The sequence below is a fragment of the Marinomonas lutimaris genome (assembly GCF_019426345.1).
Lineage (GTDB): Bacteria > Pseudomonadota > Gammaproteobacteria > Pseudomonadales > Marinomonadaceae > Marinomonas > Marinomonas lutimaris.
This window is the reverse complement of sequence record NZ_JAHLLW010000019.1, coordinates 66,555-84,537: the sequence shown is the minus strand read 5'-3', so window position 1 is coordinate 84,537 and position 17,983 is coordinate 66,555. Positions and strand designations below refer to the sequence as shown.

16 protein-coding genes are annotated in these 17,983 nt (G+C 44.1%); 7 read left to right on the top strand and 9 right to left on the bottom strand.

Going from position 1 to position 17,983, the window contains the following annotated elements; all coding sequences use genetic code 11:
* Nucleotides 1-1,726: hypothetical protein (locus KPL72_RS17580; RefSeq protein ID WP_219703907.1), on the top strand; the 1,726-nt coding region annotated here is incomplete at its 5' end.
* Between the two features lie 130 nt (nt 1,727-1,856).
* Here KPL72_RS17580 and KPL72_RS17575 read toward each other — a convergent pair.
* Together KPL72_RS17575 and KPL72_RS17570 are read right to left on the bottom strand one after the other, a co-directional pair.
* A complete protein-coding gene (locus KPL72_RS17575) occupies nt 1,857-3,497 on the bottom strand; it encodes a bifunctional protein tyrosine phosphatase family protein/NAD(P)/FAD-dependent oxidoreductase (RefSeq protein ID WP_219703906.1) in 1,641 nt (546 codons plus the stop codon).
* An 81-nt stretch (nt 3,498-3,578) separates the two neighbouring features.
* Entirely contained in the window at nt 3,579-4,460 is an 882-nt protein-coding gene (locus KPL72_RS17570) for an MBL fold metallo-hydrolase (RefSeq protein ID WP_219703905.1), read from the bottom strand.
* Between the two features lie 224 nt (nt 4,461-4,684).
* On the opposite strand from KPL72_RS17570, the gene KPL72_RS17565 reads away from it, so the two are divergent.
* From KPL72_RS17565 to KPL72_RS17555, 3 genes are all read left to right on the top strand, one after another.
* Nucleotides 4,685-6,037 (top strand): sigma-54 interaction domain-containing protein, encoded by a 1,353-nt coding sequence (locus KPL72_RS17565; RefSeq protein WP_249422323.1) that lies wholly within the window; start codon nt 4,685-4,687, stop codon nt 6,035-6,037.
* A gap of 139 nt (nt 6,038-6,176) precedes the next feature.
* Nucleotides 6,177-6,710 carry a YbhB/YbcL family Raf kinase inhibitor-like protein gene (locus KPL72_RS17560; RefSeq protein WP_219703904.1) on the top strand — a complete coding sequence of 178 codons (534 nt, stop codon included), beginning with the start codon at nt 6,177-6,179 and terminating at the stop codon, nt 6,708-6,710.
* A gap of 23 nt (nt 6,711-6,733) precedes the next feature.
* A complete protein-coding gene (locus KPL72_RS17555; protein ID WP_219703903.1) occupies nt 6,734-7,507 on the top strand; it encodes an AraC family transcriptional regulator in 774 nt (257 codons plus the stop codon).
* A gap of 21 nt (nt 7,508-7,528) precedes the next feature.
* Here KPL72_RS17555 and KPL72_RS17550 read toward each other — a convergent pair whose 3' ends face one another.
* From KPL72_RS17550 to KPL72_RS17530, 5 genes are all read right to left on the bottom strand, one after another.
* Nucleotides 7,529-8,671, bottom strand: coding sequence for an ABC transporter permease (locus tag KPL72_RS17550; protein WP_219703902.1), 1,143 nt, complete (start codon nt 8,669-8,671; stop codon nt 7,529-7,531).
* The gene (locus KPL72_RS17545; protein ID WP_219703901.1) at nt 8,661-9,599 is read right to left on the bottom strand and encodes an ABC transporter ATP-binding protein; all 939 of its coding nucleotides are present in this window, start codon (nt 9,597-9,599) and stop codon (nt 8,661-8,663) included. Before KPL72_RS17545 ends, KPL72_RS17550 begins: the two co-directional genes overlap by 11 nt.
* Nucleotides 9,596-10,543 carry an HlyD family secretion protein gene (locus tag KPL72_RS17540; protein WP_219703900.1) on the bottom strand — a complete coding sequence of 316 codons (948 nt, stop codon included), beginning with the start codon at nt 10,541-10,543 and terminating at the stop codon, nt 9,596-9,598. The genes KPL72_RS17545 and KPL72_RS17540 overlap by 4 nt, the downstream gene beginning before the upstream one ends.
* Before the next feature lie 12 nt (nt 10,544-10,555).
* Nucleotides 10,556-11,221: a TetR/AcrR family transcriptional regulator gene (locus tag KPL72_RS17535; RefSeq protein WP_219703899.1), complete on the bottom strand. Its 666-nt coding sequence runs from the start codon at nt 11,219-11,221 to the stop codon at nt 10,556-10,558.
* Between the two features lie 206 nt (nt 11,222-11,427).
* On the bottom strand, nt 11,428-13,050 hold the full coding sequence (locus KPL72_RS17530; protein WP_219703898.1) for a methyl-accepting chemotaxis protein: 1,623 nt from the start codon (nt 13,048-13,050) through the stop codon (nt 11,428-11,430).
* Nucleotides 13,051-13,198: 148 nt separating this feature from the next.
* On the opposite strand from KPL72_RS17530, the gene KPL72_RS17525 reads away from it, so the two are divergent.
* Nucleotides 13,199-14,032, top strand: coding sequence for an SDR family NAD(P)-dependent oxidoreductase (locus KPL72_RS17525; protein WP_219703897.1), 834 nt, complete (start codon nt 13,199-13,201; stop codon nt 14,030-14,032).
* A 47-nt stretch (nt 14,033-14,079) separates the two neighbouring features.
* On the opposite strand, the gene KPL72_RS17520 is transcribed toward KPL72_RS17525, so the two are convergent.
* Both KPL72_RS17520 and KPL72_RS17515 read right to left on the bottom strand, forming a co-directional pair.
* A complete protein-coding gene (locus KPL72_RS17520; RefSeq protein WP_219703896.1) occupies nt 14,080-15,084 on the bottom strand; it encodes an alpha/beta hydrolase in 1,005 nt (334 codons plus the stop codon).
* A 22-nt stretch (nt 15,085-15,106) separates the two neighbouring features.
* Nucleotides 15,107-15,391 carry an HlyU family transcriptional regulator gene (locus KPL72_RS17515; protein ID WP_219703895.1) on the bottom strand — a complete coding sequence of 95 codons (285 nt, stop codon included), beginning with the start codon at nt 15,389-15,391 and terminating at the stop codon, nt 15,107-15,109.
* A 172-nt stretch (nt 15,392-15,563) separates the two neighbouring features.
* Here KPL72_RS17515 and KPL72_RS17510 point away from each other — a divergent pair, with 172 nt between their 5' ends.
* Nucleotides 15,564-16,553: a LacI family DNA-binding transcriptional regulator gene (locus tag KPL72_RS17510; protein ID WP_219703894.1), complete on the top strand. Its 990-nt coding sequence runs from the start codon at nt 15,564-15,566 to the stop codon at nt 16,551-16,553.
* A 168-nt stretch (nt 16,554-16,721) separates the two neighbouring features.
* A complete protein-coding gene (locus tag KPL72_RS17505) occupies nt 16,722-17,960 on the top strand; it encodes an ABC transporter substrate-binding protein (protein WP_219703893.1) in 1,239 nt (412 codons plus the stop codon).
* Nucleotides 17,961-17,983 lie beyond the last annotated feature (23 nt).

Sequence of the window (17,983 nt, the reverse complement as noted above, 5' to 3'; positions counted from 1 at the left end):
AAGTGTTGCATATTTAGATGGGGTTTTCCCTGTGATGCGTGTTGTTTTACAAGATGAACAAGCATTTTTGGATCTTGTAAAACAAGCTGCGCTAGAAAGTGATTTGACCTTAGGCTCAAAAACGATTGCCGACGAAACTTTAACGACTATCGAACTGGCGAAAAATGATGATCTAGTGCTGACGCTTGGCTTTATGATCAAGGATAGTGTTCTGACCATCTCTGTATTATCACAAAAAGACGATGTGGCCGCTCAAGAGCAGCGTTTTGCTTTGTCGAAACCTACACAGTCAATGCCAGCAGACAGCTGGGAAAACGACGGCAAGACTTATAACTTCATGGATTACTCCCATGGTTTTGTTAGTTTGCTGAACATCGCCAATGCCATGTTTGACAAAGACGCTCGTGCACACAAGCAGTTGAAGGCTTTGATGGGAGATAAGTTACCAGATTTGACGCAAGCACAAATGCAGTGCCGAGCTGATGTTGTTAATATTGTTTCTGGTGTGCCGCGTTTTGTCTTTGGCCTGAATCGTTATGATGTAAAAGACGATAACATGGCGCTTGATTTTTCTTATGCACTGGAAATCAAAAATGCCAACATTTTAGGTGAGCTAAGCAAGCTTCGCGGCTTTATTCCAAGCTACCTAAATACGAGCAAGGATTTGACGATAGGGCTTGGTGTTGGTTTGTCGGCGGACGCACTTTCTCCTGTTTTAACGAGCTTATGGAATCAGTTTACCAAAGCGGAATTCAGCTGTGCTCAGTTGCAAAATTTACAAGTGAAGTTACGTGAAAATAACCCAGCGATGCTATCGGTATTTACTAGCATGGCACAAAGCTTGTCTGGTGTTAGCTTGGGCGTTTTTGATCTGATAAAAGATGAAAATAGCCAATTAGGTGCTCAATACGATGCCATTGCTACTATCACGACTGAAAAGCCAGAAGTACTATCCGCGCTTGCTAGTAAATTTCTGCCAATCTTAAATGGTGTGCAAGTTCCAACCGATGGTTCCGCTATTAATCTAGCCGATAGTGGTTTGCCAATAGACGCTTATGTTGCAATTAAGGGCAAGCATTTGGTGGCTTACACAGGCGAAAAGAGTAAGCAAGTTGCTGAGCAATTAGCGACGGAGGAAGTGAAGCCAAATGGCGTTGTAGCTTTTAATATGGAGAGTACCAAACTGGGTGACCTGATTATGAATATGGGACCACTCAACGCCAGCATGGGGAATGATTGTACCGATTTATTCACCGTATCTACTGCGCTTACCGCAGTGCCTTTTACACTAAAGGTTCGTGAAGATCTTGACGACAATGGCTATAAAAGTGCTTGGTCTATGTCGATGAAAGATGTGTCAAAAGTTACCATTAAACGTCGTCAGGATTTGGTGAATGTATTTAAAGTTGAATACTTAGACGAAGAATGTAAATGGATTGATATCGGCAGTGAAACCTTTAACCAAGATGGGACAGGTACATTTGTTGATACAGATGATTCTAACAGCTGTAATGTCTTCGAAAGTAACTTCAAATGGTCTTATGCTTTGGGGTCTATTGTAGAAGCTAATTCTAACATCCGGTTCCGTAATAGCTGTGAAAATGAATGGGAAGCGCAAGAAAGTGTCGACTTTAGCTGTCAAATCTTAGGCGCAAAGGAAACAGAGTTTTATTGTTTACAAGACGATGGTGATTACAAAGCCCTTCATCGTTACACGCAACAGTAATCTACATAAAACGCTAATTTGGCGGCTTATAACACTCATAAAAAATCCAATGGCCGCCACGCCATTGGATTTTTTTGTGTCTGTTGGCAAAGAATAGACTTGCGTCTGATCGTAAACATTGAAGCTCTCGTTACTTACGCATTGTCGGTTTTACGAACCATTCATAGCCTTTCAGCATGCCGTGCCAGTAGAAAGGAGGCAGTAAGTCTTCTTTCAGCACCCAAGCGAGATAAGTGGGTTTGGTGCCATCGTTAAACCATGTCGGGAAGGTCGGTAACAGCTTTCCGCCGTAACCAAATTCCGCCAAGACAATTTTGCCGCGTTCAACGGTAAGCGGGCAGGAGCCGTAACCGTCGTAAATGGCTCTTAGCGTATTTCCGTTTATGGCATCGGCAATATTTTGAGCTACGACTGGTGCTTGTTTACGAGCCGCTGCCATGGTTTTTGCGTTTGGCGTATTACTGACATCACCTAATGACCAGATGTTTTTGAACTGGGTGTGTTGCAAGGTTTCTTTATCCACATCGACCCAGCCTGCCGCATCGACCAATGGGCTATTGCGGATAAAGTCAGGTGCCGTCTGTGGTGGACAAACATGTAACATATCGAACTCGGTCTCCACGATGCTTTTTTCACCATCTTTATCTGTAGTGGCAAAATAGGCGCGTTTATTCGGACCGTCCACTTTGACTAGGTTGTGAGTGAAGTGAGTATTCACTTGGTATTTTTGAATATAGCTTTCCAAAGCAGGAACATATTCAGGCACGCCAAACAATACAGCGCCCGCATTGTAGAAAGACACGTTAATGTCTTTTTGTTTGTCGTTCTTCAACCAATGGTCACAAGATAGATACATGGCTTTTTGTGGCGCGCCAGCGCATTTGATCGGCATGGGCGGTTGGGTGAATACCGCTTTTCCGCCGTTTAAGTTTTTAACTAAATCCCATGTATAAGGTGCTAAGTCGTAACGATAATTTGATGTCACGCCATTACGACCTAATGTCTCTGATAAGCCTTCAATAGCATCCCAGTTAAGCTTAATACCAGCCGCCACGACTAGGTATTGATAAGCGATTTTTTGGCCGTTTTCGAGTACGACTTGGTTCTCATCTGGCAAGAAAGTTTTTACCGCTTCTTTTAGCCATTTTGTGTGTGCTGGAATAACATCGGCCATGTTGCGGCGCGTATTGGCTGCTTTAAACACACCGCCGCCAACAAGCGTCCAACCGGGCTGATAAAAATGACTTTCAGCAGGATCAATCAAACAAATTTTCAAGCCAGGTTTACGTTTTAATAAACTGGCGGCGGTAGAAATACCGGCTGAGCCTGCACCGACTACTACAACATCGTATTGAGCGGTTGTTTTGTTGTCTTCTTTAGGCTGTGCTTTATCGTCTGTTGCGGAAGAGGCTTTATTGTCTTGAGTGGAAGGATCAGCAGGTGAAGCTTCCTGAGCCGCTTGCCAAATTTGGCTAGAGCGGTTACCGGTTCGACAATAGGCATGAATATTTTCAGCATCTTGTATTGCTGCTTGAAAAGCCGTGATGTCTGAAGCTTTCATTTGCCCGCCAGCAAACGGAATGTGCTCTGCTTTGATATTTTTTTCTTCTGCATAAGCGGCAACATCGGCAAAAGGTAATTGTCCTTCCTCTTCACCATCCGGTCGGTTACAGATGATAAGTGTGACACCTGATTCTGCTAAAGCGTCTATATCGTCTAAGTTAATCTGCTCAGATACGGAATAGTTGTCTGTGATTTGTTTGCGTAACATGGTTGTTCTCACTCTATATAATTATTATTTAGCCTAATGGTCATTAGGCTATTTATAGTTAGTTGCTATTGGCGTTACGGTTTATTTGAATGCATTCAACGGAATTTTCAGATACGACAAACCATTGTTTTCCGGTTCTGGCATGTGTCCTGCTCTCATATTGATTTGTAACGATGGCAAAATCAGGCGAGGCATGGCCAATGTTTTATCGCGGGTTTCACGTAAATCTACAAAGGTCGATTTGCTGATGCCTTTTTTAACGTGGATGTTCAATTCACGCTGCGCTTTTACGGTAGTTTCATATTCCAATTCACGGCCATTTGGGCAGTAGTCATGGCACATAAAAATGCGGTGATCTTCTGGTAGCGCCAAGATTCGTTGTACGGAATCGAACAATATTCCCGCATCGCCACCGGGAAAATCGGCACGTGCGGTACCAGCATCTGGCATGAACAAGGTGTCACCAACGAATACAGCATCCCCTAAAACATGGGTGAAACAGGCTGGTGTGTGGCCCGGTGTATGCAGGGCGGTGCACTGCATTTCGCCAATATAAAATTGCTCACCATCGTTAAATAAATAATCAAATTGAGAGCCGTCATGTAAGAAGTCGGCGCCTTCGTTGAATACTTTGGCAAAGGTTTCTTGAATGGTAGTGATCTGCTCACCAATGCCAATTTTGCCGCCGACTTTGCTTTGAATGTAAGGCGCAGCAGAAAGGTGGTCTGCATGGACGTGAGTTTCAATGAGCCATTCCACTTTTAACTTGTGCGTGGTGACGTATTCAATGATGGCGTCAGCGCCCTTGTGGGATGTACCGCCAGAGGCATAGTCAAAATCCAATACACTGTCGACAATGGCACAGCTAGAAGACGCCGGATCTTTAACGACATAAGAGAAAGTATTGGAGTCTTTATCAAAAAAAGCCGCTACATCAGGCTTGGTTACAATCGTGTTTGTCATGTTTCGCCTCGTTATCAAATTTTTCACACTCAAATGTTTTAGTCACTTGATGAGCTTATAACTTAGATAAGGCAGAAAGCGTGCCAAGGTGAAGGTTTTTATTAACTCATTGATATTTATGTTTATTATTTTAATATTAAATCTAGATAATAAATTAGAATTGACTAATGTAGTGTTGATTGTCATATTTGACTTTATTCTTTGACAAAAATGGCAAGTATTTTATGGATGTTATCGCGTCTGATTCTTCTTCCTTTGATGGGCTAGCTAGCATGTTAGAGGGCTACGATTGTCCTGCTATTTTAGTATCGGTGGATTATCGAATTCTTGCCATTAATCAGCATTATCGAGACGAATTTGGTGATGTTCCTTTGCAGCAGAGCAAGCGCTGCTTTGAAGTTTCCCATGGCTATAGCGTGCCTTGTGATGAAGCGGGTGAAGATTGTCCTTTGTCGGCAACCTTGCAATCAGGCCGCAAAGAACGAGTGTTGCACATTCATCAAACACCCAGAGGCAAAGAGCATGTTGATGTAGAAATGCTGCCGATTCATGACAGCCAAGGTCAATTACTGTTTTTTGTCGAGCTATTGCGCTCTGTGTCGGTGGCCAGCGTGCAAGACAGCAGCAAAAAATTGGTGGGTTCGAGTAAGTCTTTTAATCGAATGCTGGAAAAAATTACTCGTGTTAGTCACAGCGACGCGTCTGTTTTACTACTAGGAGAATCCGGTAGCGGTAAAGAGCTGGTCGCGCACGCGGTTCATCAAGGCGGCCATAGAGCGAGTAATTCCATGGTGACGTTAGAGTGTGCCGGGCTGACGGATTCTTTGTTTGAAAGCGAGTTGTTTGGTCATGTAAAAGGCTCGTTTACTGGCGCGCACAGTAACCGAGTGGGTTTAGTTGAGCTGGCCAATGGTGGCACGCTTTTTTTAGACGAAATCGGTGATGTTCCGCTCTCAATGCAAGTTAAATTATTGCGTCTCATTGAAACTGGGGCATTTCGTCCGGTCGGTTCTTCAACCGTGAAACACACTAATTTCCGATTAATTTGTGCAACTCATAAGAACCTCGCACAAATGGTCAAAGCAGGTGAGTTCCGCCAAGATTTATATTACCGGATCAACGTTTATCCCATTCATGTGCCTTCCTTACGAGAGCGGCAAGACGATCTTGTTTTGCTAACCAACACCTTGTTAAAACGCATCAGTCAACGCAAGGAATATCATCTGACCGACTCAGCGATGCAAGTGTTAAAGCAACACGATTTCCCCGGTAATATTCGTGAGCTAAGCAACATCCTCAACCGCGCAATCCTCTTAACCGATACGAATTTGATTGAGCGAAGCACCATTCAAGAATGCTTGGAGATCGACCGTGAACTTGATCCGCTAATAGATACTTCATCCGCTTTTCAACCGTTAAGTATTACTGACGCTGGCGAAGGCCGAGAATGGCTGGACTTAAAAACCGCCGAAAAACGCTACTTATCAGAACTCATGGCATTTCATCATGACGATAAAGAGCAAGTCGCCAAAGTCGCAGGGATCAGCCTACGATCCTTGTATCGGAAGTTAGAATAGTTGGTTTTTTTCTGGCAATTTTACGTAAAGTATCAAAAAAAACGCTTTATGTTTTAAATAAGATACTTGTAGTCGAGTTTGTATTGCCTTGAATCCTTACTATAACGACTCTGATGGTTGAAACAGTAAGGCGAAAAACATGAAAAAAGTATTTCTTATAACGGCAGCGTTAAGCGGCTTAGTGTCTATGAGCAGCAATGCATTTGAACTCACAAGCCAAGATATTCAAGAGGGGCAAAAGATGCCGCATGCTTTTGAGTTTAACAGTTTTGGTTGTAACGGCGATAATAAATCACCTCAACTAGCTTGGACTGACGCGCCTAAAGGCACGAAAAGTTATGCTATTACCGTGTACGATCCAGATGCGCCGTCTGGTAGTGGCTGGTGGCATTGGTCGGCGTTTAATATTCCGGTTTCTGTGACGTCTTTGGCTCAAGGTGCAGATTTAACTAAGCTTGGTGCGACAGAGCTGAAATCAGATTACGGTAGCGTTGGCTTTGGTGGTTTCTGTCCACCAAAGGGCGATAATATGCATCGTTATCAGTTTACTGTTTGGGCATTACCAGTAGAAAAACTGGATTTAAGCGTTGATGCTTCAGCTGCGTTAGCAGGTTTCACTGTCCGCAGTATGGCAATTGGTAAGGCTATGTTGGTCGCACCTTATAATCGTTAATCGATCACCAATTAGGAGTAAAAATGCGTCCCATGTTTAAAGTCAGTCAAGTGTACGGTTTACAAACACAGCGACTGCGTAATGTGGCCATTCTTACTCCTAGCCTTTTCAAAATTCGTTCAGGGCGCAAGCGTTTATTTTGGCAAGATGATGTGTTGGAATTTGATTCTTCTACCTTGTTATTAACGAAAGCAGGACAACAACTGACGTTTGAAAATGAGCCAAGCAAAGAACGTTTTTTGTCCGTGCAGATGAGCTTTTTATTGCCACCTGCAGAAGACATGATACAGCTGAGTATCAAGGTGGCTGATAATGAATGCTCGCCACGCTTCAAACCTAATCGTTTTGTGATGGCGAGTCTTGATTTCTTGCTGGAATTAGATACACAAAGTGTGAGTGAAACGACTCAGGCGTATTGGTTAAATGGCTTTTACCAACAATTGGCCGAAGCGGGTAAACTGCATCTTATCTTTGAAGGGCATGCTGTTTCTTTTGAGCAAAAAATCACTGAGCTGTTGCAGCAAGCGCCATGGCAAGATTATCAATTGGATCAAGTCGCTGCGCATTTTTCGATGAGTCGGGCGACTTTGATTCGTCGTTTGAAAGAAGAAAATACCCAGTTTAGAACCTTGTTAACTCGAGTGCGTATGAATCATGCTATTAGTTTGATGCAACAAGGTTACCGTCAACAAATAGACATTGCTGTGCGTTGCGGTTATCAATCTCAAGAGCGCTTTAGCCAGCGTTTTTACAAGTCATTCGGGATTACGCCAAGTCAATATATAAAGACACTTTAAGAGGTCTCTTTTAATGAAAAGTCATCCTAGTTTCTTTTTGAAGCGTAACGATGCAATGATGATTCCACCTATGGTAAACAATCCTAGCCATAAGGCATCTTTTCCTAATAAAAGCAGGCTGGCATCTCGCAAGACGATAGCACGGATCATGCGCATGAAGTGCGTGACTGGTAGGGCTTCGGCAATCCATTGGGCAGCGACCGGCATGGCATCGTAAGGGAACATGAATCCCGAGAGTAATATTGATGGCAAGAGAATAAATATAGTCATCTGCATCGATTGCAATTGCGTTTTGGCAATGGTGGAAAGCACCAATCCAAGAGTTAAGCTGGCAAAAATGAATAAAATGGAGCTGCCGAGTAGTGACAGAATGCTACCTTTAATCGGCACAGAAAACACCCAATGACCCACGCATAAAATAATAGCGACTTGTAAGAGCCCGACTAAAACGTAAGGCGCTATTTTTCCTATCATGAGTTCGATCGAACGCACTGGCGTGGTAATGAGAAACTCCATATTGCCGTGTTCGTGCTCGCGAACGATGGCGGACGATGTAAATAAAATCATTGTCATGGTCAGTATCACTGCTACTAAACCTGGGACAATATTCACCACGGTTCTTTGTTCTGGATTGAAGTATTGCACCACTTCGAAACTCGGCGCGGTGCGTGTCGCGGTATGGTTTGCCACTTCGTCCAAAGGCATATTACGCAATGCTCTGATGGTAGACGCAATGACGGTATCCGAACCGTCGACTATCCATTGGCCTATTGGCTGAGTAAGTTGGGAGTCAGTTTGTTTATGATCGTAGAGCGGGTGATTGAATAGACGGCGAGTCATGTCTGCTGGCAAATACAGTACGGCTCTGATCTCGCCTTTGGTAATGGCGACTTCGGCTTCTTTGATCGAACGATAACGAGCAATAAAGTCGACGGATTGAGTGGCCACCAGCGCTTGTTCGACCGCTCGGCTTTCCGATGTTTGGCTGAGGTCGACAAGACCAGCGTGAATGTGTCTAGCATCGGTGTTAATTGCATAGCCAAACAGCATAAGTTGTACCAGCGGTATCATGATAATCATGCCGAAGGTCATTCTGTCTCGGGAGAGCTGCTTTAATTCTTTGATGAAAATAGCATACACTCTAATCCACATACTAATCCCCATGACGCCCTCCGGTGCAGGTAACAAATACGTCTTCAAGGCTAGGACGTGCTAATACTGTTTCTCTGCCATCACTGAGTTTTGAGATAAGGCTGAGAGGATCTTGTACCTTTTTCTTCACTAGTACTCTTAGATGCGCGCCAATTTGTGCTGCAGAGAGGATTTCTGGGTGCTGGGTTAGTGTCTGTTTGAGTTGTCTTAACTTGTTGCCACTGACTTCCACAACGGTGGCAGGCATAGCATCCATCAAGGCTTGAGGCGAACCATCGGCGCGTTTATTGCCTTCTTCCATAATTGCCAAAGAGTGACAGCGTTCGGCTTCATCCATGTAATGGGTGGACACCAAAATAGTGGTGCCAGCGGCACAAAGGTCGAACAATCTTTCCCAGAATTCACGACGATTTTCTGGATCAACCGCAGAGGTTGGCTCATCGAGAAATAACAACTCAGGCGAATGTAGCGTGGCGCAGGCTAGAGCGAGGCGCTGTTTTTGTCCGCCACTCATGGAGCCAGCAAACTGTTTCGCTTGTTTTTCTAAATCGTATAACGCGAGTAACTCTTCGAGACGGGCTTTTTTGCGCTTTCCGGCAAAACCATAAATGGCACCGACAAAATTTAGATTCTCTTGAACGGTAAGGTCGTCGTATAAGGAGAACTTTTGCGTCATATAGCCGATGCGCTTTTTCAGCGATTCTTCATGGCCTAATAGCGATTTACCTAAAATGGTGACGTCACCTTCGCTGGCTTCTAATAACCCAGTGAGCAGGCGGATGCTGGTGGATTTTCCGCAGCCATTGGGTCCAAGAAAACCATAGATGCTGCCTTTGGGGATGTTTAAATCGAGTTTATTTACCGCAATGTTGTTGCCAAAATGCTTGCTCAATCCCTTGGCTTCAATGGCATATTCTGATTGTTCTGAAGCGTTGGTCATGGTAAATGCACCTCAACTGCCAAGCCTGTGGGCAGTTTGTCGGCGTCGATGAGATCGATATCGGTTAGATACATCAAACGTGCTCTGTCTCGTTCGTTGAGGGCATAAAATGGCGTATAAGCGGGTTGCGAGCGAATATTTCGCACACGGCCTTGAATGGGCGATTCGATACCATCAGCAAACACTTCAATAGCGTCGCCAGTTTTTATCTTAGTTAACGCGCTGGCAGGTAAATACATTCTTGCATAAGGGTGAGCAGAAGACAGCAGGCTAATTAGCTGAGTGCCAGCAGTAACTCTATCGCCTTCGTGCCAGGGGAGCGTATCAATCGTGCCGTCAATCGGTGCTTTTATGGTGAGGTCTTCACGGGCTTTGCTTTGCCATTCAAGAGCGGCTTGTGCAGCTTGAACCTTAGCATTGGATTGGGCAATGTCTTCTTCGCGCGCACCATTTTTTAACTCTAGCCATTGGTCATGGGCTTGCTGTGCTTTAGCTTTATTGCTGTCTCTAGATGCTTTAGCCGCATCGAAATCGGCTTTGCCAACGACCTTGCTTTTATAGAGTTTTTCGATGCGTTGGTATTTTAGCTCCGCTTCTTTGCTGGCGGCTTGAGTAGCTTCTAGCGCAGCGAGTGAAGCGCTTAATTGCTCTGGTCGTGTGCCAGCAGTTAATACGCTAAGAGCGGCATTGGCTTGGGCAAGCTCGGCTTCACGTTGGGCAATAAGTGCATCAGCGCTGCGTGAGTCTAATTGCAACAAAATGTCACCTTGAAAGACTTGTTGTCCTTCGTTGACCTTTACTAAAACAATTTGCTCCGCAGCGGGAGCTGACAAAGTGATTCTATCTCGTTCAATATTACCCATGGCGTAAGTGTTGTCTTCGGACTGACAAGCAGCAAGTAAAGTCAGCATAAGAGCGGGTAGTAGAATATGACGTGTTTTCATTCTTGCTCACCTTTAGGTGTCTTTGGATGATGGTTGTGGTGATGGAGAGGTGAAAAGTCCTTGTTCTAACAATGTTTGGTTATGAACCGCTAGATTTAATAACCAGTCTTCTTTGAGTTCGACTCCAAGTTGTTGTTGAAGATATTTTGGTGCTAATACCGGAAAAATCATTAAGCTGACAAAGCTAAGGCGAATCCATGCCGGGTTTAGATTGGGGTTAATTTGTTTTTGCTGTTCAAATGCCTCGATCCATTTTTCTGATCGTTTCAAGATGTTGTCGATAATGCCCGTCAAAATACCAAACGCTTCGGGGTTATCTTGTTGGTTTATCACCTGCAGAATCAATTTTGGCAGCATGGGATTGTTGGCAATCATGCGATAGTAGGTTTGCATCAGTAACAATGGATTGGGGGAGGGGGTGGGGTCAATATCGGCTTGGAATTGTTCGATAACCGGAGCCAAGGTTTCTTGTATTGTTGCTTCGAATAAACCTGCTTTTGAACCGAAGTAGTAACGAATCATAGCCGCATCTACTCCCGCCGAGAGGGCGATTTTTCGAGTCGATACCTTGTCAAAACCCTGTTCAGAGAAACAACGCTTGGCGGCAGCAATTAAACTGCTGCGAGCGGAATCTTGATTCTTATCAGACTGTTTAGGGCGCCCCATTCGGGTGGTCATTGTTGGCTCCAATTATTAATTCATCTAGTGATGAATATAGGCCATATATCCACAATGAGTTACTAAGATAATTCCTCAAAATGTTATTTAGTGAGGGATTTAACGTTAAAAACCTCTTCGTTTTTTATTGGATTACTGTGACTGTATTAGAGAAAAGATAGGTGAATATTTGAATTCACCTATCTTGGTAGCTAGCTAGGGATCGTTCAAGCAAACTGAAATTGTTTGATTTTTTTGCTTAGCTCATCGGTCATGTTGGCAATCATTGTGCTGCCTTCAGACACTTGTTGAGAATCCTCTAGTACTTTTTCAGACACTTCTCGAATGCCCATTATGTTGTTATTAATCTCTTCGGCCACTGTGCCTTGCTGTTCTGCCGCTGAAGCAATTTGATGGCTGCGAGCCGATACGTCGTCCACTTGCATTAGCATGTTTTTCAGGTTTTCAGCGGCAACATGCATTCTGTCTGCACCGCGCTCTGCTTGTTGCGTGCTGGTTGCCATAGAAGTGGACGCTTCTTTTGACTGATGCTGAAGTTTTTCGATAATGGCACGGATTTCGACGGTTGATCCTTGAGTGCGGCTAGCCAGTGAGCGAACTTCATCGGCCACGACGGCAAAGCCTCGGCCTAGTTCGCCAGCGCGTGCGGCTTCAATCGCTGCGTTTAAGGCAAGTAGGTTAGTTTGCTCGGAAATATCACCAATTACGCCTAAAACAGAGTCGATGTCGCCTGTTTGCTCCAGCAGTTTAATAATGACGTCGTTAGCACCTTCGATGTTCTTGGTTAGGATTTGGATGTCTTCATTCGTCGCGTCCAAATCTTGGCTGCTTTGACGGGTGATGGTTTGCACCATTTGAGTCGCATCAGCGGTATCTTTGGCATGTTGCGCTACGTCTCGAATAGAGTAAGACATTTCGTTCATGGCGGTAGCAAGCATTTCGACTTCTTGGAATTGGTGATCCATGCCTTGTTTAGTATGTAAGCTGTTGCCTTGCATTTGCACGCAAACAGCTTGCAGCTCGGTGATGGCGTGGTCAACTTCTAACAAGGTGTCGTTTAATGAAACGGATACATGGTTTGCCGCGTTGGCTAAAATACCTATCTCATCTCCTCGTTGCATATCTAGTTGCTTAGTCAAGTCGCCATCCGAAATATGCTGAAGGTGTTCTGTCACAGTTTTAAGAGGACGTGTGATATTGCGTACAATAGTCACACTGCCGATTAGGGCGAGGAGTACTAGGATGAGTTCGATAACGGCAGACTTTTGTACCGCTGTCCAAAAAATATCCGTGACACCGCTGTATAGCACGCCGCTACCGATTATCCATCCCCAAGGTTGGTAACCTTTTACGTAAGATACTTTGTCTTCAGGCTGTGAGACTTGTGGACCTTTATAAGCGTAATGTACATAGCCTTCTTCTTGATTTTTCACTACAGACACCATTGCTTGCCAATGATGGAAGCCATTTACATCTGTCACATTTGCCATGTTTTTACCTGCATCTTGTGGCTTAAAGGGATGCATGAGTAGTTTGGCTTGCATGTCATTTACCCAGAAATAACCATCGTCACCAAAGCGCAGGGCTGATAGCGCAGCCAAAGCCGATTGTTTGGCTTGTTCTTCTCCTATAATAGGTGCTTGATCACCATAATATTTGACAAGGGAGTAAGCGCTATCGACTTGCTCTTTCACTTGTAATTGACGTGCGTTGAGCAATTCACTGTGCAGTTCGTTATAGGCTATCGCGCTAAAAATGATGAGTAATGTGACTAGGGTACCGATAAGCCCCCATAGTTTGTAGCTTACTTTGATTGAGCTTAGCTTCATGTGATATCCCTATTAATGATTGTTTTATAAGCAGGGATTATGAGCCTGAGTGACGGTGAGTATTGTGATTAAAATCAAGAAAACGGCACTTAGCATGACTTTTTGCTACCATCCAAGGCCTGAAGGTTTTTTCTTATAAGGAAGCGCTATGAAATATTCTATTCTTATTACAGGTTGTTCGACAGGAATTGGGCTGGAAGCCGCCAGAATGCTTCAAGAGCGTGATTTTTTGGTGGTGGCGAGTTGCCGTAAGCAAGAGGACGTAGCGGCATTGCGAGCTCAAGGTATTAAGCATGTTGTTCGACTGGATTTGGCGGATTCCTCTTCAATAGAAAAAGGCTTGCAAGAAACATTAGCGATTACCAATGGTCAGCTCTTTGCTTTGTTTAATAATGGCGCTTACGGCCAACCCGGAGCGGTAGAAGATTTGCCGGTTGATGCGTTAAGAGCGCAGTTTGAGTGTAATTTCTTTGGTACTCATGAGCTGACAACCAAGGTGCTGAAAATCATGCTAGCTCAAGGTTACGGTCGAATTGTAAATAACAGCTCTGTATTGGGGTTGGTTGCTGCGCCGTTCCGTGGTGCTTACAACGCCAGTAAGTTTGCTTTAGAGGGCCTAACCGATACCTTGCGCTTGGAGTTGTCGGATACGCCGATAAAAGTGAGTTTGATTGAACCTGGTCCCATTGAAAGTCGTTTTCGTGCGAATGCGTTGCTTGCTCTGCAAGACAATATTGATATAGAAAATAGCCGCCACCAAAAAGGTTACGCAGAAGCGATTGCTCGTTTGAGCAAAGAGGGCGTAACTTCATCGCAAACTTTGCCAGCAAGTGCCGTAGTGAAAAAACTGATTCATGCCTTGGAATCACCTCGTCCAAGAGCACGTTATTACGTGACTATGCCAACGTATGCTGCTGTGGTGATGAAACGCGTGTTACCAACTTGCTTGCTGGATTGGGTAATGCGACGCCAAGGTGCGTAGATTTTTTTAGAAGCCTGTTTAGTGCTTCCGATCTAGTTTTTCTAGCGCTAATCTAGCTTTTCTAGCCATTGAGTCATGGCTGATAAATAAGCTGTACGAGCAGGTTGGTGAGACAAATACAAGTCATGGAAACCTTGAGGTATGCTCGCTTGTGTGAGGTTTATGAAGGTTTTTTTGGCGGCTTGCTGCATGCTATCGACGTCTAACACGCCGTCGCCTTGCTGTACTTCTTCGACCGTGCGTTTTCCTATGGTGCTGATTTCGGCATGGCACATTAGTGTTGGTGTATGGAGGCGCTGCTTAGCAAGATTACGTTGCGCAATAATGACTTCTCTTAGCCAATGGAAAGATAAATCGAAGCCCTGCGAGGGTTTCCAATCTAATCGGTAATCCCATTCACCGCCATATATTGTGTGTAGTGACTTCGAGTAAATATTAATTTTTTTCGCTCGTAAATACGAAAACGGCAGTAAAGATACCAAGATTCGAACTGGCCAACTGACGTAATTTAATACGGCTGGAGAAAAAGGAAGAGCAAGAAATGGACTGTTGAGCATGAGCCCAAGAACCTCAGGAAACGCTTTGCTGTAATGGCTTTCGCGTTCAGGTGGAGCATAGGGCTGAGCTAAATAAGTTGATACCACTAAGCCACCAGTAGAGTGTCCAAGTATGACGACTTGATCTACGCCATCTTGTTTTATGGTTGCCAAGGCGATGTCTAAATCTTGTCCATATTGCTCAATTGATTCACACCAGTTAGGCGGCGTTGATGGTCGGATAGAGCGACCGTAACCTTGTAAATCCAAGGCATAGAAGCGATAGCCAAGATCGACAAAGTGCTCAGCTAAACCGGTCTGAAAAAAATAATCTGTGTAGCCATGTACGTACAAAATAGCTTTTGTCGCATATGGGTTACCGATATGATTAATGAGAGTAGTGTGGACTTGAGTCTTAGGGCCAGCAAAAGAAAAGGTGCGGGCGCGAAAGTCGGCACCCAATAGGTCTTCACATTCGCTAACTTGTTGCCAGTGTTGTCCTATTGGTGCGCTCATATTCGTCTTCTTTATCAATTGGTTAAAAAATATTATCACCTAGTTGATCAATCGTAAGCTTGGCTTTTCGTAAGGTGATTTCAATACACTCGTCGCGGTTTGGCATTAAATCTGAACGAATAAACTTATGTGTTTTTTGCTCTTCGCCATCGCCCTTGGTGATGGTTGCGGCGACTCTGTATTGGCCGCTGTCTTTCATCGGTGCTGGTATAATTGAAAAACCTTTATATTCAACGACGTCTTCTGTTTTTTCTGGTGCGCTTTCGCCACCTGCAAATAGCCCTTTGAGGCTAGATAGAATACCCATGCAATTGTTCTCCTAAACTTTTCGTTATTTTTCGGGGATTTGTTGTAATAGTCAAATTCCGTCGTATGATTTATTTTAATCGGTTACAGAATTACCACAGGATTGTTGTCCTGTCGAAGTAAAAGCAGGCTTATAATAATTTTTTGGTGTTTTCTTTTCCTAGGATAGTAGTTTGAAAAAAACGATGAGCACTATTAATCAAGTTGCAACACTCGCAGGCGTTTCTAAAGCCACGGTTTCTCGAGTGTTAAGTGGTGTTACGCCAGTCAAAGATGAGACGAAATCTCGTGTATTAGAAGCCATCAAAGCACTCTCTTATAGTCCGAATCAGGCGGCCCGTTCGCTTGCGAGTAATAAGACTTACACCATTGGTTTGGTTGCATCTCGTATCGATACAGCATACTACGGACCAGCGGCAAGCGGCGTTGAAAAGGCCTTACGCGGTGGTGATCGTCATGTGATTATCGCCAGTGGTAACGGGTCGTTAGAAGGCGAGCGTGATGCTGTCGACTTTTTGATTAAACGTCAAGTGGATGCGTTAGTGATTATTACCAACTTTTTATCCGAAGAGGAAATATCACAGATTAATTTGCGTTGTCCTGTTTTTGTTTTAAATCAGACTTTTCCTGGTGGAGAAGACCGTCATATTTCTTTCGATAATTTTGCGGGTGGTGAAATGGCGACCCAATATCTTATTGATAAAGGCCATAAAAAGATTGCGACTGTTACAGGCCCATTATGGAAGCATGATGCGTATCAGCGTTATTTAGGTTGCCAAAAAGCGCTACAACAAGCCGATCTTGCCCTGCACTTTCAACTCGAAGGCAACTTTAGTGCGAATTCTGGTATGACTCACATGCAATCTATTTTAGAGCGTGAAGATAGACCAACTGCGATCTTTTTTGCCAATGATATTATGGCGATGGGAGCCCTGCATGTATGTGCAGAACAAGGGATTAAGGTCCCTGAAGATATTGCCATAATAGGTTTTGATGACCTTGATATGTCTAAGTATTATTCCCCAAGCATTACCACCATCAAACTGCCATTATACGATATGGCTGAAGCCACGGCATACCTGCTTTTAAACAGCGTTTACGGTGCTCATTTCCCTTTAAAAACGACCTTTTCCCCTGAGTTAATTGTTCGTCAATCTGCTTAAGTTGAATTAGTAGCCCTTAAAACAAATAAGTAAAAAGTATTGACGGGGATCTTTTATTGTCTAATATTTGTTCATGAAAACGGTTTCATTTCAAGTTTTACCGTTTTCAGCTCAAGCCTTTCGCAAGGAAGTTTTGAGGACAAAAACCCAATAGAGGATAAAAATAATATGATGGGTAAAAAACTGTTTGCTGCCACAATTGGGGCAGGATGTATGAGTGCGTCGGTCCAAGCGGCTAATGTTGAAGTCATTCATTGGTGGACATCTGGCGGTGAGCAAAAAGCCGTCACAGTGTTGGCCGAGGAATTTAATAAACTGGGCAACGACAAGTGGATGGATACCGCTGTCGCATTAGGCGAAAACGCGCGAGCACTTACCATGCAGCGCATTCTAGGTGGTGATGCACCGGGCGCCGCACAATTCAACACCTCTCGTCAGTTCGAAGAATTGATTGAAGAAGGTCTTCTCCTAGATCTCACTCCGGTTGCAGAGAAAGAAGGTTGGACAAACTTTATACGTCCTTCGAGTATCTTAAATCCTTGTATGAAAGACGGCGGCATTTATTGTGTGCCAGTCAATATCCATTCTAATCAATGGCTTTGGACGAATAAGAAGGTCTTTGCTGATGTTGGCGTGAAAGAACCTCATACATGGGAAGAGTTTTTGGCTGTCGCGCCTAAAATTCGTGAAGCGGGTTACATTCCTTTGGCCTTTGGTGGACAAGGTTGGCAGGAACGTCATGTTTTTGATGTAGTGATGATTGGCGTGACAGATGAAAAATTCTGGAACAGGGTATGGAAAGATAAGGATCCAAAGGCTGCTAGCAGCGATAAAATGCGTAAGGTGTTTGAAACTTTTGGTGCATTACGACAATTTACCGATGAGGGAGCGCCTGGTCGAAACTGGAATGATGCCACGAATATGGTTATCACCGGCAAAGCGGCTGCACAAGTAATGGGTGACTGGGCCCGTGGTGAGTTTGCTGCGGCAGGAAAAGTTGCCGAAGTCGATTATGGCTGTATTCCGGGACCCGCTAAACGTCCTTCTCTCACTTTAGGCGGAGATGCATTTATCTTCCCTAAATCCTCAGATAAAAACCTTGAAGCGGCACAAATGAAGTTAGCTTCTATGATGTTGAGCCCAACTATTCAAGCAAAATTCAACAATACTAAAGGCTCTTTGCCAGTACGTGCCGATGTCGATTTAGATGTGGCTGATGCTTGCATGAAAAAAGGCCTCGCTTTGTTGGATGACCCCAAAGCCACTATCACACCTGCAAATAATTACATTACGGAAGATACGAATGGGCAGGTGCAAGATCTAGTCTCTACTTTTTGGAACGAACCAAGTATGTCTGTCGACAATGCACTTAATATTTTTAAAGGCATTATCGAAGACGCCGAATGATTTTTTGGTGAAAAAATGACCGC

Bases quoted from the DNA above. Each gene is read 5' to 3' on its own strand.
- KPL72_RS17530 (WP_219703898.1), bottom strand. From the start codon at position 13,050: ATGAAGCTAAGCTCAATCAAAGTAAGCTACAAACTATGGGGGCTTATC.
- KPL72_RS17525 (WP_219703897.1), top strand. From the start codon at position 13,199: ATGAAATATTCTATTCTTATTACAGGTTGTTCGACAGGAATTGGGCTG.
- KPL72_RS17575 (WP_219703906.1), bottom strand. From the start codon at position 3,497: ATGTTACGCAAACAAATCACAGACAACTATTCCGTATCTGAGCAGATT.
- KPL72_RS17565 (WP_249422323.1), top strand. From the start codon at position 4,685: ATGGATGTTATCGCGTCTGATTCTTCTTCCTTTGATGGGCTAGCTAGC.
- KPL72_RS17555 (WP_219703903.1), top strand. From the start codon at position 6,734: ATGCGTCCCATGTTTAAAGTCAGTCAAGTGTACGGTTTACAAACACAG.
- KPL72_RS17550 (WP_219703902.1), bottom strand. From the start codon at position 8,671: ATGGGGATTAGTATGTGGATTAGAGTGTATGCTATTTTCATCAAAGAA.
- KPL72_RS17505 (WP_219703893.1), top strand. From the start codon at position 16,722: ATGATGGGTAAAAAACTGTTTGCTGCCACAATTGGGGCAGGATGTATG.
- KPL72_RS17570 (WP_219703905.1), bottom strand. From the start codon at position 4,460: ATGACAAACACGATTGTAACCAAGCCTGATGTAGCGGCTTTTTTTGAT.
- KPL72_RS17515 (WP_219703895.1), bottom strand. From the start codon at position 15,391: ATGGGTATTCTATCTAGCCTCAAAGGGCTATTTGCAGGTGGCGAAAGC.
- KPL72_RS17560 (WP_219703904.1), top strand. From the start codon at position 6,177: ATGAAAAAAGTATTTCTTATAACGGCAGCGTTAAGCGGCTTAGTGTCT.
- KPL72_RS17540 (WP_219703900.1), bottom strand. From the start codon at position 10,543: ATGAAAACACGTCATATTCTACTACCCGCTCTTATGCTGACTTTACTT.
- KPL72_RS17535 (WP_219703899.1), bottom strand. From the start codon at position 11,221: ATGACCACCCGAATGGGGCGCCCTAAACAGTCTGATAAGAATCAAGAT.
- KPL72_RS17545 (WP_219703901.1), bottom strand. From the start codon at position 9,599: ATGACCAACGCTTCAGAACAATCAGAATATGCCATTGAAGCCAAGGGA.
- KPL72_RS17520 (WP_219703896.1), bottom strand. From the start codon at position 15,084: ATGAGCGCACCAATAGGACAACACTGGCAACAAGTTAGCGAATGTGAA.